The sequence below is a fragment of the Mesorhizobium subarcticum genome, assembly GCF_055456085.1.
This window is the reverse complement of the sequence record NZ_CM144237.1, coordinates 2,236,973-2,249,903: the sequence shown is the minus strand read 5'-3', so window position 1 is coordinate 2,249,903 and position 12,931 is coordinate 2,236,973. Positions and strand designations below refer to the sequence as shown.

The window sequence follows — 12,931 nt, the reverse complement described above, 5'->3', positions numbered from 1 at the left end:
GGGTTTTATAGCGATGAGCGACAAGAAGACCAGCAACCAGATGTGGGGCGGACGATTTGCCTCGGGTCCGGCCGCGATCATGGAAGCGATCAACGCGTCGATCTCGTTCGACCGCAAACTCTACGCGCAGGACATCCGCGGCTCGATCGCTCATAGCGTGATGCTGGCGCAAACGGGCATTATTTCGGCGGCCGATCAAGAAAAAATCGCTCATGGGCTGAACACGATCCTGAAAGAGATCGAGGCCGGCACGTTCGAGTTTTCGACCAGGCTGGAAGACATCCACATGAATGTCGAGGCCCGCCTCGCCGACCTGATCGGCCCGGCTGCCGGCCGCCTGCACACCGCGCGCTCGCGCAACGACCAGGTGGCGGTCGATCTGAGGCTCTGGGTCAAGGACGAATGCTTTCGTGTCGCCGAGGCGCTGAAAGGGCTGATCCAGGCGCTGCTGGAGCGGGCCGAGGAACATGCGGCGACCGTGATGCCGGGCTTTACCCATATGCAGGCGGCGCAGCCGGTGACCTTCGGCCATCATTGCATGGCCTATGTCGAGATGTTTTCGCGCGACCTGTCGCGGACCCGCGATGCGATCGAACGCATGGACGAGAGCCCGCTGGGTGCTGCCGCCCTTGCCGGCACCAGCTTCCCCATCGACCGCCACCAGACCGCCAAGGCGCTCGGCTTCCGCGAGCCGATGCGCAATTCGCTGGACAGCGTTTCGGATCGCGATTTCGCGCTGGAGTTCCTTGCCATGGCCGCGATATGCGCCACGCATCTGTCGCGGCTGGCGGAAGAAATCATCATCTGGTCGACGCCGCAGTTCGGCTTCATCAGGCTGTCGGATAGTTTCTCCACCGGCTCCTCGATCATGCCGCAGAAGAAGAACCCCGACGCCGCCGAACTGGTGCGTGGCAAGACCGGACGCGTCACCGGTCACCTGGTCGGCCTGCTGACCGTGATGAAGGGCATGCCTTTGACCTATGGCAAGGACATGCAAGAAGACAAGGAATCCATCTTCGATGCCGCCGAGACCCTCGACCTGATGCTGGCCGCGATGACCGGCATGGTCTCGGACATGACAGTCAACGCAGCGGCGATGAAGAAGGCCGCCGGCTCCGGCCACGCCACCGCGACCGACCTCGCCGACTGGCTGGTGCGCACGCTGGGCCTGCCGTTCCGCGAGGCGCATCACGTCACCGGCCGTGCCGTGGCGCTGGCCGAAGAGAAGAGGTTGAGCCTGGAGAAGCTTTCGCTCGAGGACCTGCAGTCGATCAATCCCGGCATCACATCCGATATCTTCTCGGTGCTGGCGGTGCAGAACTCGGTCAAGAGCCGCACCAGCTTCGGCGGCACCGCGCCATCGGAGGTGAGGAAGCAGATCCGGACCTGGAAAAAGCGACTGGCGAAAGCGTGACGCCCGATATTGCGACCGGCAACATTCAGGATATTGCAACCGGCAATATCCGGGGTGCAATACGTTGAGAACTCGGCTAAAAGCGGCGGCTGGCAAACATTTCGGACGGATGGATCGATGACCGGAAGCAGGATTTTGGTGACGCTGACGCTGCTGGCGGCGCTGGCTGTCGTTTCGGCTTGCGGTCGCAAGGCCGGTCTCGACACCCCCTATGAAGCCGCCGAACAGGCCCGCAAGGATGCCGAGAAGGCCAAGCAGCCGCTGCCGCCGGAGCCGGAAAAACCGGTCAAGGACAAGAAGTTCTTCCTCGACCCGCTGATCTAGAGCCGACGGGACCGGGGCATTCCAGCCCGATCTCTTCGTGCTCCAACTTTCCGGAACCACTCTCGTGAACCATTTCGACTACCGCGACGGCGTGCTCCATGCCGAAGACGTGGCAATCCCCGATATCGCCGCGCAGGTCGGCACCCCCTTCTACTGTTATTCGACGGCCACGCTGACCCGGCACTACCGCGTGTTTGCCCAGGCCTTCGCCGGGCTCGACACGCAGGTCTGCTACGCCATGAAGGCCAACTCCAACCAGGCCGTGCTGCGCACCCTGGCCAAGCTCGGCGCCGGCGCCGACGTGGTCTCGGAGGGCGAATTGCGCCGCGCTTTGGCCGCCGGCATTCCGGCAAACAAGATCCTGTTTTCGGGCGTCGGCAAGACCGCGCGCGAAATGGACTTTGCGCTCGAAGCCGGCATCCTTTGCTTCAATGTCGAATCCGAGCCGGAGCTTGAGCTGCTTTCAGCCCGCGCCGTGGCGCTCGGCAAGGTGGCGCCGATCTCGCTGCGCATCAATCCCGATGTCGACGCCAAGACCCACAAGAAGATTTCCACCGGCAAGGCCGAGAACAAGTTCGGCATTCCGTGGCAGCGGGCGCGGCAGGTTTACGCCCATGCGGCTGCGTTGCCGGGCATCAGGATCACCGGCATCGACACCCATATCGGCAGCCAGATCACCGAGCTACAGCCTTTCGACGACGCCTTTGCCCTTCTCGTCGATCTGGTCGGCACGCTGCGCGCCGACGGCCACGCCATCGAGCATGTCGATCTCGGCGGTGGGCTTGGCATTCCCTACCGTGTCGACAACAATCCGCCGCCCTTACCCGACGCCTATGCCCAGATCGTCAGGAAGCATGTCACCAAGCTCGGCTTGAAGGTGATGTTCGAGCCGGGCCGGCTGATCGTTGGCAATGCCGGTATCCTGGTCTCGGAAGTGATTTTCGTGAAGGAAGGCGACGCGAAGAACTTCCTCGTCGTCGACGCAGCCATGAACGATTTGATCCGGCCGACGCTCTACGATGCCTTCCACGACATCAAGCCGGTCGTGCAGCCGCCGGCCGACACGCCGCGCATGATGGTCGACGTGGTCGGCCAGGTCTGCGAGACCGGTGACTATCTCGGCCTCGACCGCGATCTGCCCAGGCTGAAGGCCGGCGACCTCGTTGCTGTTTCGACGGCCGGGGCCTACGGCGCCGTACAGGCCGGCACCTACAACACCCGCCTGCTGGTGCCCGAGGTGCTGGTCGACGGTGACCGCTTCCACGTCGTGCGTCCGCGCCTGACCTATGACGAGCTGATCGGGCTGGATTCTATGCCCGACTGGCTCGCATAGGCCGGGATTTCATACGAGGAAAAATCATGCCGCAGGGCAACATCGTCACACGCGAGCGCATTGCCGCGATGGAACCGCGCATCCGCCCCTATATCAGGCACACACCGGTGTTGCGCGTCGACATGGCCGACTTCGACCGGCTGCCGCTGGCAGTCGACCTCAAGCTCGAATGCCTGCAGCATTCCGGCTCGTTCAAGGCGCGCGGCGCCTTCACCAATCTGCTGGAAAGGCCGGTTCCCGCAGCCGGTGTCGTTGCCGCGTCGGGAGGCAATCATGGCGCCGCCGTCGCCTACGCTGCCATGCGGCTTGGCCACAAGGCGACCATCTTCGTCCCCGAAGTGAGCCCACAGGCCAAGCTGGACCGCATCCGCTCCTATGGCGCCGAGCTGGTGGTCGGCGGCGCCCGCTATGCCGAGGCACTGGCCGCCAGCGAACGTTTCGCAGAGCAAACCGGCGCCCTGCAGATCCACGCCTTCAACCAGGAGGAAACGCTGGTAGGCCAGGGCACGCTCGGCCTCGAAATCGAGAACGACCTGCCCGAGATCGACACGCTGCTGGTCGCCGTCGGCGGTGGCGGCCTGATCGGCGGCATCGCCGCCTGGTATGCCGGCCGCATCCGCATCATCGCGATCGAGCCCGAAGGCGCGCCGACGCTTCATCGTGCCTTCGAGGCCGGCCATCCGGTCGACGCGCCGGCCGAGGGCATCGCCGCCGATTCGCTGGCGCCCAAGCGCGTCGGCGAAATGATGTTTCCGATCGCCGAGGCCTTCGTCGAACGCTCCATCCTGGTCAGCGACGACGATATCATCGCCGCCCAGAAGGCGCTGTGGAACCGGGTGCGCATCATCTCCGAGCCGGGTGGTGCCGCCGCCTTCGCCGCGATCCTGTCCGACCGCTATACGCCGGCACCAGGCGAACGCATCGCTGTGCTGGTGTGCGGCGCCAACGCGAACCCCGCTACGTTCTGAGCTGAAACCATTCGGCCCGGCTTCACGTTTTTTCAAACTGCCTCGCCTTTGCCGTGTTTGCTGGTATTCTTCAAGTCGTGAGGATCGGGCTATCCTGTCCGATTCCAGGAAGGGCCGATGACGGAACGACCCACCTTCAGCAACGATCGCGGCCTGGCTGGACGCCTGGCCCTGAGCCGGCTGGCGACACGGGTCTCGATGATGGTCGAGCGTGGCTGGCCGCTGCTGCTGCCGCTGATCATCGTCGGCAGCCTTTTCCTGAGCATCTCCTGGTTGGGAATTTTCTCGCGGCTGCCGGATGCCGCACGCATCGGCCTTGTCGCGGCGTTCGGCCTGGCAGGGCTGGCAGCGCTCTATCCGCTGCGGTTCTTCCGCATGCCTGGTGCCGCCGAGGTCGATCGCCGTATCGAGGCCGCCAACAAACTGCTGCACAGCCCGGTGCTTGTGCAAACCGACCGGCCAAGCGGCCGGGAAAGCAGCTTTTCGCAGGCGCTGTGGCGCGAACACCAGAAGCGCATGGCCGGAAAGCTCGACAGCCTGGGCGCCGACTTGCCGCGCACGCGCGTTCCGGAACGCGATCCCTGGGGGCTGCGTGCGCTGGCGGCGCTCCTGCTCGTCACCGCCTTTGCCTTCTCCTTCGGGCCGACCGGCGGCAGGATAGCTGACGGCTTCAGCGCCCACGGCACGCACGATGCCGTGCCGCCACGCATCGACGCCTGGGTGACGCCGCCGGCCTATACCGGCAAGCCGCCGATCTTCCTGACCGCCGATGCCAACCAGACGACGCCGACCTTTCATGTTCCCGAGGGTAGCGACGTCTCCTTGCGCGTTACCGGAGGCTCGGGCGAGGAAACGCTTGCCTATGCCGACAAGGATGGCAATGCGCGCGCCATCGACCCGGCCAGCCCGCAGGCAGCCACCGCCAAACCGGCCGCCAGCCCTGCAACACCGTCCCCCGCCTCCCCCTCGAAGGTTCGCCAGTTCACCGGCAAACTGACCGGCGACGGCACGCTGACGCTGAAGTCGGGCGAAAACCAGCTTGGCCGCTGGGCCTTCGCCGTCATCGCGGACAAGCCGCCGCAGATCCGCTTCGTCGGCGAGCCCAAGCGCGCCGCCAACGGCGCCTTCGAACTCAACTACCAGATCGACGACGACTATGGCGCCGCCACCGCCAAGGCGGTCTTTGCTCTGGCCGACCCGCAGGCGCCGGACGCACACCCGCTCTATGGCCCGCCTGACATGCCGCTGACGCTGCCGCGCCGCGGCGGCAAGTCGAACGCCGCCAAGACCACCAAGGATCTGACCGAGCATGTCTGGGCCGGCAACAGCATCAAGCTGACGCTGGTCGCCACCGACGACGCCGGACACACCGCGTCCAGCGAAACCAAGACACTTGTGATGCCCGAGCGGCCGTTCGCCAACCCGCTGGCGCGCGCAGTGATCGAGCAGCGCCGTCTGCTGGCGCTCGACACCAATGCCAAGCCACGCGTGTTCGACCTGATCGACGCCATCACGCTGCGCCCGGAAGACACGTTCGACAACATGTCCAACTATCTCGGCATCATGAGCGCGCGCAGCCGGCTGAAGATTGCCGACAGCGACGACCAGCTGCGCAGTGTGGTTTCCTATCTCTGGGAGATCGCGCTCGGCATCGAGGAGGGCAATCTCTCGGCCGCCGAAAAGCGGCTGCGCCAGGCGCAGCAGGCGCTGCAGGATGCGATCAAGAACGGCGCCAGCGACCAGGAAATCGAAAAGGCGATGAAGGAACTGCGCGAGGCGATGAACCAGTTCCTGCAGGAATTCGCCGAACGCGCCAAGCAGAACCCGAACGCGCCGCAAATGCAGCAGAACGGCCAGGACCTGCGCCAGAGCGACATCGACCGCATGATGGACCAGATCGAGAACCTGGCGAAATCAGGCGACCGCGACAAGGCCCAGCAATTGCTGTCGCAACTGCAGGACATGATGAACAATCTCCAGGCCGGCCGTCAGCAGCAGGGCGGCGAGCAGGACAGCCAGATGCGCCAGCAGATGGACAAGCTCGGCGATATCCTGCGGCGCCAGCAGGAGATGATGAACGACACCTTCCGCATGGACCAGATGCAGCGTGGCAAGAATCCCAACGATCAGCCCGGTGGCGGTGAGGACCAGAACTTGCCGGGGGTTGGCCAGAACGGTGATCCACCCGCCAGGCCGAAGCCGATGACGCCGCAGGAATTCGCCGATGCGCTGAAGCAGCTGCAGGAGGGCCAGGGCCAGCTGAAGAGCGATCTCAATCAGCTGAAGAAGAGCCTCGAAGGCATGGGCATGGAGCCCAATGAGGGATTTGGCGAGGCCGGCAAGTCCATGGGCAACGCCGAACAGGCGCTTGGCGAGGGTCAGGGCGACGAGGCCGTTGGCCACCAGGGCCGGGCTCTGGAGGCGCTGCGCAAAGGCGCCAAGGACATGATGAAGCAGATGCAGGCCATGCAGGGCGACCAGGGCGGTAGCCAGGAAGGTGGCCGCCAGCAGGACGCCGACCGTGACCCGCTCGGCCGGCCGCGCGCGAGCCAGGGCCCGGATTTCGGCGATTCGGTGAAAGTGCCCGACGAGATCGACGTCCAGCGCGCCCGCCAGATCCTGGAAGCGATCCGCAAGCGGCTCGGCAACGCGCTCAGCCCCGACATCGAGCGCAGCTATCTGGAACGGCTGCTTGAGCTGAAATAGGGATCGCCACCCCCGCCCGAAACCTCTGTCGAACGATTGCGACACCATGCCGAAGCTCGGTATTGTCACGCCCATCCTGCGCATCTTCGATGTAGCCAAGGCGCATGAATTCTACGTGGGCTTTCTCCGTTTCTAAGTGCAGTTCGAACACCGCTTCGAAGACAACGCGCCGCTTTACACGGGCATCTTCCGCGACGGCTGCGTCCTGCATCTGAGCGAACATCATGGCGACGGCACGCCGGGCATTCACATCCGGATCGAGACGACCGACATTGCTGGGCTACACCACGAGTTGACCGCCAGGAAGTACCGCCTTGCCGGGCCGGGGTTGGAGGAGACGCCTTGGAAGACGAAGGGGGTCACGGTCGACGATCCGTTCGGCAACCGCCTGACCTTCTATGAGGATGTGAGAGGCTAGAGCAATTCCAGGAAAAGTGTAGGCGGTTTTCCCGGGAAAAGCGCGTAGCGCTTTCCCTTGGGAATTGCGTCAAACAAAGAGACAGAGCGGGTCCCCGTTTCCGTGAAACGGTGAACTGCTCTAACCCTGCCTGTTGACGAACGCCTCGCGGATCGCCTCTTGCATGCCGTCGATCGCCTCGCCCGACGTATTCGGGTTGCGATGCATCACCACATTGGACGAATCGATGTCGCCGAACCCGTCGGCGGACGTCAGTTCGCGGCAGCCGTCCGGAATGTTGCTGCGCGAGATCGGTGCGATCGCCAGGCCTGAGGTGACTGCAAGCTTCAGGCCGCCGGTGGTGTCGCTGGTATAGGCAACACGATAGGCAAGGCCGCGCTGCTCCAGCGACTTGATGGCGAAGTCCTTGCACCAGCTGACCCGGTTGTAGAGCGCGATCGGCACCGGGCGCTCCTCATGCATGTGATGCAGGCTCGATGTCACCCAGACAGTTGGGTCGTGCATCAGCACTTCGCCGCTGGAAGGGTCCTGCCATTCGAACACCACGCACAAATCGAGTTCGCCTGCGGCGAGCGCGGCGATCTGCGCCTCCGAATGCGCATAGCGCACGGTGACCTCGACCTTGGTGTGACGCTTGGAGAATGCGCCCAGAGCGCGCGACAGGATGGCGTGGCCATATTCCTCGGGAATGCCGATGCGCACCGGTCCCCCCAGCGGCGCTGCCGCCATCGACGCCGCCGTTTCGTCGAGCAGCGAAACGATGCGGCGGGCGTTGACGATGAGTTCGCCGCCGCGCCGCGTCAGCGCGACACCGCGCGAGCCGCGCTCGAACAGGCTGTCCCCGATCAGTTCCTCGAGCTTCTTCATCTGCATCGACACCGCCGACTGGGTGCGGCCGGCCTGCTCGGCAGCCCTGGTGAAATTGCCGGCCTCGGCAATGGCAACGAAGGTGCGCAAGAGATCGCTGTCGAGGGTTGGGCGCATGATATCCACCATAAGCAAATTTGATTGCTGGTATCATTCCAATTCGTTTGCAACATGTCAAACGCCGGAGGATAGTTCCCTCACCCATTGGATAAGCGGCTGCGAAATCAGTCGCGGACCAATACAGAGTCCTCACTCGTGCCCGCTGCCCGAAACGGTGGCGGGTTCTTTTTAACCCGCGGGCGGCAGCTTCGGATCACTACGCGCAGGAGCCGGAACCAAGATGCAGAATAGGATGGTGCGCGGCATCCTGAGCCTGTGTCTGGGCGTGCTGGTGTTCTCGCTGCAGGACCCGCTCGTCAAAGCCGTGTCGAGCGGTTACCCAGTCACCGAGGTGATGGCGATCCGCTCGATCGTCGCCCTGCCGATCCTGATCGTCCTTGTCCACGCCGATGCCGGGCTGCGGGCAATCCTGTCGAAACGGTTTGGGCTGCTGACGATACGCGCCTTCATCCAGTTCACCTCCTACACGGTGTATTATCTGGCCATCGCCGCCCTGCCGCTGGCCGACGCCGTGGCGCTCTATTTCATGGCGCCGCTGTTCATCATGGCGCTGGCCGGCCCCTATCTCGGCGAACGCGTGTCCTGGCGGACGCTGGCGACCGTGCTGATCGGACTGGTTGGCGTCATCGTCATGGTGCGTCCCGGCGCCGGGCTGTTCGACTGGGCGGCATTGCTGTCACTGGGCTCGGCGGCGCTCTACGGCTTCTCGCAGTTGATGGCCCGGAAGATCGGCGATACCGAATCGTCCACCGTCATGGCCTTCTATCAGAATGGCGCTTATCTCATCGGCGCCGCCGTGGTTGCCGGCACATTCCATCTTGCCGGCATAACCCACGCCGTCCACCCCAGCGTCGAATTCCTGGTGCGTCCGTGGATATGGCCGACACTGCCGGATTTCCTCAAAATGGCCGCCTGCGGCTTCGTCGCCTCCGCCGGCATGATACTTCTGTCGCAGGGTTACAGGCTGGCGCCGGCCAATCGCGTCGCCACCTTCGAATACACCGGCATTCTGTGGTCGCCGCTCTGGGGTTTTCTGTTCTTCGCCGAGGTGCCGCGGTCGACGACAGTGATCGGCGCCGCCCTGATCATCGGCGCCGGCCTGCTTGCGCTCAACACAGAACGGCGCAAGAGTGCGGCACCTGTGCTTGCCACAACCAGCGACACCGTATGAGACCGCACCTCAGCCGGACAGAATTTCGATGAAGCGCTGGACGATTGGCCGGGTTGGCGAGTTGGTCTTGTCCAGTTCCAGAAACTTCTTGTAGGCGGCGATTGCTTCGGGCTTGCGACCGGTGTCGCGGTAGCTGTCGCCGAGCGCGCTGTAGATATCGGCCTTGTCGGGCGCCAGCTTCACCGCCGTATCCAGCGCCTCCAGCGCCTCCTTCTGCTGGCTGAGCGCCTGCAGGCAGCGGGCATATTCCAGCCAGTAGCCAGCATTGCCGGGCTCTATGGTCTTGGCGCGATCGTAGCGCTGCGCCGCGGCGTCCCATTTGTGCAGCAAGGCCAGGAGATTGGCATCCTGCGCCTGCGCCTCGGCATTTTGCGGCGAATAGTCGGCGGCGTCGCGGAAAACCTTTTCCGCCTCTTCATAATTGCCGTCGCCGATATACATCGACGCCAGATAGGCGAAGGCCACGATGTAGCCGGGGTCGAGTTCGAGCGACCGGCGCAACAGGGCAACGCCTTGCTCCTTGCGCCCGCGATCGAGCTCGATCTTGCCGGCCTTGGCATAATAGCGCGGATTTTCCGGGTCGAGGTCGGCCGCCTCTGTCAGGAATTTTATCGCATCGTCGGGCTGCTTGCGGGCCATCGCTATGTCGGAGAAACCTTCGACGGCAAGCGCATTGCCTGCATCGCGGCCATGCACCTCGTTGAACTCAGCCTGGCCTCCGTCAAGGTCGCCGGAGACACGCAGCACATTTCCCAGATTGAGGCGCGCCGGCAGAAAACCGGCATCGAGCGCGATCGCTGCCTTGAAATCCTCGATGGCGGCCGGCAGGTCGTTGGCGTTGTAGCGGATGAGGCCGACGAGATTGTAGGCCCATTTGGCATCCTTGTGGTGCGAGCGGATAAGCCGTCGCGCCAGCGTCGTCGCCCGCAGCGGCTCCTTTTCGGCATCGGCCGCAATGGCGATGAACGGATCGAGCGTCGCCATGATGCTGGAAGCGGCGTCGGCGAAATATTCCCGCTCGGACCGGTCGCCGATCGGCGGCAGATCGATGATCTCGACCGTGTCGCGCACGACCCGCAGCCGCAGACGCAGGCCGGAGCGGCCGCATGCCGAGTCGGCGCAGACGAACTCCCCGGAAATGCGCGTCTCATACGCGTTGAACAGCCGGCGCACGTGGAAAATCAGCGATTCGATCGAGAAGCCCGAATCGGGAAAGGAAAACTCGACGCGGCGCGATTGCGGGATGGCGCTGATGCTTGCCTTACTGGTCTTGGCCTTCGCGGTGACGTCCTGCAGCCCGTCCCAGACCCGGCTTGCCGCGACATCGGCGGTCAGCCCTTCCTTGCTCAGCGTCTCGGGCACGGCGATCGGCTCGATGACCACCTCGTCACGGCGGAACTGGCTGACCAGCACTGGAAAGACGACGATGACGGCGACCAGGAAAAGCGCGTTCAGGAAAATGCTGCGAACCGTCGTCGACCACGTGTCGAAGCCGGAAAGTGAAAACCTTTCGCGCAAGCGTCGCCGCTGCTCCGGCGGTGACGCCGACGCTTCCGCGCTTGCAGGCTGTTCGTCCGCCGTCGATTCCACCTTGCGACGCTGACGCGCCATGCCACCCACCCCGACTTGCCCCGGATCATATTAGGGGATGCGAAGATAGATTGTCACGTGGCACGGCTTTTTTGCGACGGTGTGGTTACCGCCATGCAGGGCTAGCCTACCAGCCAGATGTTCAGCCTAAGCGAAGCAGGCTATCGCCTTGTCCACCCGGGCGCGGATTTCGGCCAATGTGAACGGCTTCTGCACGACATCGAGGATGATGCCGTCCAACTCCTCGGCGCGCTCGCGCTGGTCGGCATAGCCGGTCATCAGCATGATCTTCATCGCCGGAAAAAGGGCCGCCGCGGCGATCGCCATCTCGATGCCGTCCATCTCCGGCATGCGGATGTCGGAGACGACAAGATCGTAGCCGCCATGCGCGGCGCGTATCAGCGCCAGGCCTTGAGCGCCGTCGGCGGCAATATCGATTGCGTGGCCGGCGCGTTCGAGTGCGCGGGCTGCGAGGGTGCGGACGGACTCATCGTCCTCGACGATTAGAAGCTTTGCCATGGCCGGCAATTTGGCCGCGAAAAGTTGACTTTCTCTGAAAGCCCCCAGCGTTCGACCAAGCTAAATTTTTCGGCACCGTTAAGGGCTTTTTCAGAATTCGCCGGTGCCAGGCGCTGGTCTCACGCATCGCCTTTCACAACACCGACGAACGGCAATTCGCGAAAGGCGTGCGCGACGTCCATGCCATAGCCGACGACGAAATAATCGGGACAGTCGAAGCCGACATAATCGGCGACGAGCGCGGTCTGGCGGCGCATGCGCTTGTCGAGCAGCACGGCGATGGAACAGCTTTTGGCGCCGCGCGACAGCATCAGGTCGCGGGTGAAGGTCAGCGTCTTGCCCGATTCCAGAATGTCGTCGATCAAAAGCACGTCGCGGCCGGCAACCTCATTGTCGATATCGCGCAGCACCCTTACCTCGCCGCTGGTGGTGCCGGCGCCGTAGCTTGAAATGAAGATGAACTCGACTTCCGGCGACAGGCCGACATCATGCATGGCGCGGATCAGGTCGGCGGCGAAGATGAACGAGCCCTTCAGAACCGAAATCACCAAAAGATCATGATAATCGTGCTCGGCGATCTCCTTGGCGAGTTCGAGATTGCGCCGCGCGATCGCCGACGCCGAAAACAGGACCTCGATGTCCTTGTCGCGTACGATGGGCATTGGTGGTCTTCCCCAGTGATTGCCTACTCAGCAAAAGTGACCAAAACGGTCCTCACGCCGTTCTTAGGCACGTCGAGCCGGCTGGCAAAGCCGAATCTTTCGCCGGATGCCAGCGAATGGCCGGATGTCCCCAACGTATAGCGTGTCAAACGTCCGTCATTGCCCGTCACCCGGATTTCGAGCGGCGGCAGGGTCGCCGGAGCCGTCCCATCATTTGCGGCCTCGCCATCGACGAACAACACCGGATTGGCTCCGGAGACATCGACGCGTGAGGTGACGCCTGAAATGGTCAGCGCCGACGCTTGCGCACCGGTCAGAAACGGTGCCTGGCGTACCAGCGCATGCCCGCCCGAGACCCAGAAGGCGGCAAGGGCGGCACCGACGCCGGCCATCCAGAAGATCGGCCCGCCGCGCGAGGCTGGTGGCCGTTCCGCCGGCGCTTCCGGCCTGCGCAGCATGTCCATACCCTCGATGGGCGGAGTGATAATCGCACGCGGCGGCGGTGAAGGGCTTTCAACTGGAGGGACTGGCCGAGGCATCACGACATAGTCAGCATCGACGATGTCGCTCGCTGGACCGCGCATCATCAACCGGTCCGCCGCCGCAATTGGTGCCGGATCGGTCATGATTTCGCCGGAAACCGGGCGCGCGGTTCGTTCGTCAGCCATCATGGCCCCAGTATTGCGCGTGTTCGCTTTTCGTTTCTTTTGCGTAAACATAAATGGTTAACGCTTCCCCACCGGAGCCGTCGTGACAAGCCGAAACAGCACGGGAATTAACTGCCGGTTAACCATGCCGGCCGATGGTCTTTTCACAGAGCAGGCCGCCTCGCCGCGGCC

At 63.7% G+C, this 12,931-nt stretch carries 11 protein-coding genes and 1 pseudogene; 7 read left to right on the top strand and 5 right to left on the bottom strand.

The window, feature by feature from the left end; all coding sequences use genetic code 11:
* Nucleotides 1-13: 13 nt before the first annotated feature.
* The 6 genes and pseudogenes from argH (at nucleotide 14) to ACZYHG_RS10985 (ending at nucleotide 7,163) form a co-directional block, all read left to right on the top strand.
* A complete protein-coding gene (gene argH, locus ACZYHG_RS11010; protein WP_464613808.1) occupies nucleotides 14-1,414 on the top strand; it encodes an argininosuccinate lyase in 1,401 nt (466 codons plus the stop codon).
* Between the two features lie 117 nt (nucleotides 1,415-1,531).
* Nucleotides 1,532-1,738, top strand: coding sequence for a hypothetical protein (locus ACZYHG_RS11005; RefSeq protein ID WP_027031261.1), 207 nt, complete (start codon nucleotides 1,532-1,534; stop codon nucleotides 1,736-1,738).
* Between the two features lie 64 nt (nucleotides 1,739-1,802).
* Nucleotides 1,803-3,071 carry a diaminopimelate decarboxylase gene (gene lysA, locus ACZYHG_RS11000; protein WP_464613807.1) on the top strand — a complete coding sequence of 423 codons (1,269 nt, stop codon included), beginning with the start codon at nucleotides 1,803-1,805 and terminating at the stop codon, nucleotides 3,069-3,071.
* 26 nt (nucleotides 3,072-3,097) lie between these two features.
* Entirely contained in the window at nucleotides 3,098-4,039 is a 942-nt protein-coding gene (locus ACZYHG_RS10995; protein ID WP_464613806.1) for a threonine/serine dehydratase, read from the top strand.
* A gap of 117 nt (nucleotides 4,040-4,156) precedes the next feature.
* Complete coding sequence (locus ACZYHG_RS10990; RefSeq protein ID WP_464613805.1) at nucleotides 4,157-6,745, top strand: TIGR02302 family protein; 2,589 nt, start codon at nucleotides 4,157-4,159, stop codon at nucleotides 6,743-6,745.
* Nucleotides 6,746-6,791: 46 nt separating this feature from the next.
* Nucleotides 6,792-7,163, top strand: a pseudogene (locus tag ACZYHG_RS10985) (glyoxalase superfamily protein).
* 120 nt (nucleotides 7,164-7,283) lie between these two features.
* Here the strand turns inward: ACZYHG_RS10985 and ACZYHG_RS10980 are convergent.
* On the bottom strand, nucleotides 7,284-8,147 hold the full coding sequence (locus tag ACZYHG_RS10980) for a LysR family transcriptional regulator (RefSeq protein ID WP_464613804.1): 864 nt from the start codon (nucleotides 8,145-8,147) through the stop codon (nucleotides 7,284-7,286).
* Nucleotides 8,148-8,370: 223 nt separating this feature from the next.
* Between ACZYHG_RS10980 and ACZYHG_RS10975 the strand changes: the two genes are divergently transcribed.
* Entirely contained in the window at nucleotides 8,371-9,321 is a 951-nt protein-coding gene (locus ACZYHG_RS10975; RefSeq protein ID WP_464613803.1) for a DMT family transporter, read from the top strand.
* Between the two features lie 9 nt (nucleotides 9,322-9,330).
* Here ACZYHG_RS10975 and ACZYHG_RS10970 read toward each other — a convergent pair whose 3' ends face one another.
* The 4 genes from ACZYHG_RS10970 to ACZYHG_RS10955 form a co-directional block, all read right to left on the bottom strand.
* Nucleotides 9,331-10,932 carry a tetratricopeptide repeat protein gene (locus ACZYHG_RS10970; protein WP_464613802.1) on the bottom strand — a complete coding sequence of 534 codons (1,602 nt, stop codon included), beginning with the start codon at nucleotides 10,930-10,932 and terminating at the stop codon, nucleotides 9,331-9,333.
* 126 nt (nucleotides 10,933-11,058) lie between these two features.
* Complete coding sequence (locus ACZYHG_RS10965) at nucleotides 11,059-11,430, bottom strand: response regulator (protein ID WP_464613801.1); 372 nt, start codon at nucleotides 11,428-11,430, stop codon at nucleotides 11,059-11,061.
* Between the two features lie 119 nt (nucleotides 11,431-11,549).
* Nucleotides 11,550-12,092 carry a hypoxanthine phosphoribosyltransferase gene (hpt, locus tag ACZYHG_RS10960; protein ID WP_027031270.1) on the bottom strand — a complete coding sequence of 181 codons (543 nt, stop codon included), beginning with the start codon at nucleotides 12,090-12,092 and terminating at the stop codon, nucleotides 11,550-11,552.
* Between the two features lie 23 nt (nucleotides 12,093-12,115).
* Nucleotides 12,116-12,763, bottom strand: a complete 648-nt coding sequence (locus ACZYHG_RS10955) for a hypothetical protein (RefSeq protein WP_464613800.1) — start codon at nucleotides 12,761-12,763, stop codon at nucleotides 12,116-12,118.
* Nucleotides 12,764-12,931: the final 168 nt, after the last annotated feature.

Coding starts and splice junctions, on each gene's coding strand:
- ACZYHG_RS10995 (WP_464613806.1), top strand. CDS start 3,098: ATGCCGCAGGGCAACATCGTCACACGCGAGCGCATTGCCGCGATGGAA.
- hpt (WP_027031270.1), bottom strand. CDS start 12,092: ATGCCCATCGTACGCGACAAGGACATCGAGGTCCTGTTTTCGGCGTCG.
- ACZYHG_RS10980 (WP_464613804.1), bottom strand. CDS start 8,147: ATGCGCCCAACCCTCGACAGCGATCTCTTGCGCACCTTCGTTGCCATT.
- ACZYHG_RS10970 (WP_464613802.1), bottom strand. CDS start 10,932: ATGGCGCGTCAGCGTCGCAAGGTGGAATCGACGGCGGACGAACAGCCT.
- ACZYHG_RS10955 (WP_464613800.1), bottom strand. CDS start 12,763: ATGATGGCTGACGAACGAACCGCGCGCCCGGTTTCCGGCGAAATCATG.
- ACZYHG_RS10990 (WP_464613805.1), top strand. CDS start 4,157: ATGACGGAACGACCCACCTTCAGCAACGATCGCGGCCTGGCTGGACGC.
- ACZYHG_RS11005 (WP_027031261.1), top strand. CDS start 1,532: ATGACCGGAAGCAGGATTTTGGTGACGCTGACGCTGCTGGCGGCGCTG.
- ACZYHG_RS10965 (WP_464613801.1), bottom strand. CDS start 11,430: ATGGCAAAGCTTCTAATCGTCGAGGACGATGAGTCCGTCCGCACCCTC.
- argH (WP_464613808.1), top strand. CDS start 14: ATGAGCGACAAGAAGACCAGCAACCAGATGTGGGGCGGACGATTTGCC.
- ACZYHG_RS10975 (WP_464613803.1), top strand. CDS start 8,371: ATGCAGAATAGGATGGTGCGCGGCATCCTGAGCCTGTGTCTGGGCGTG.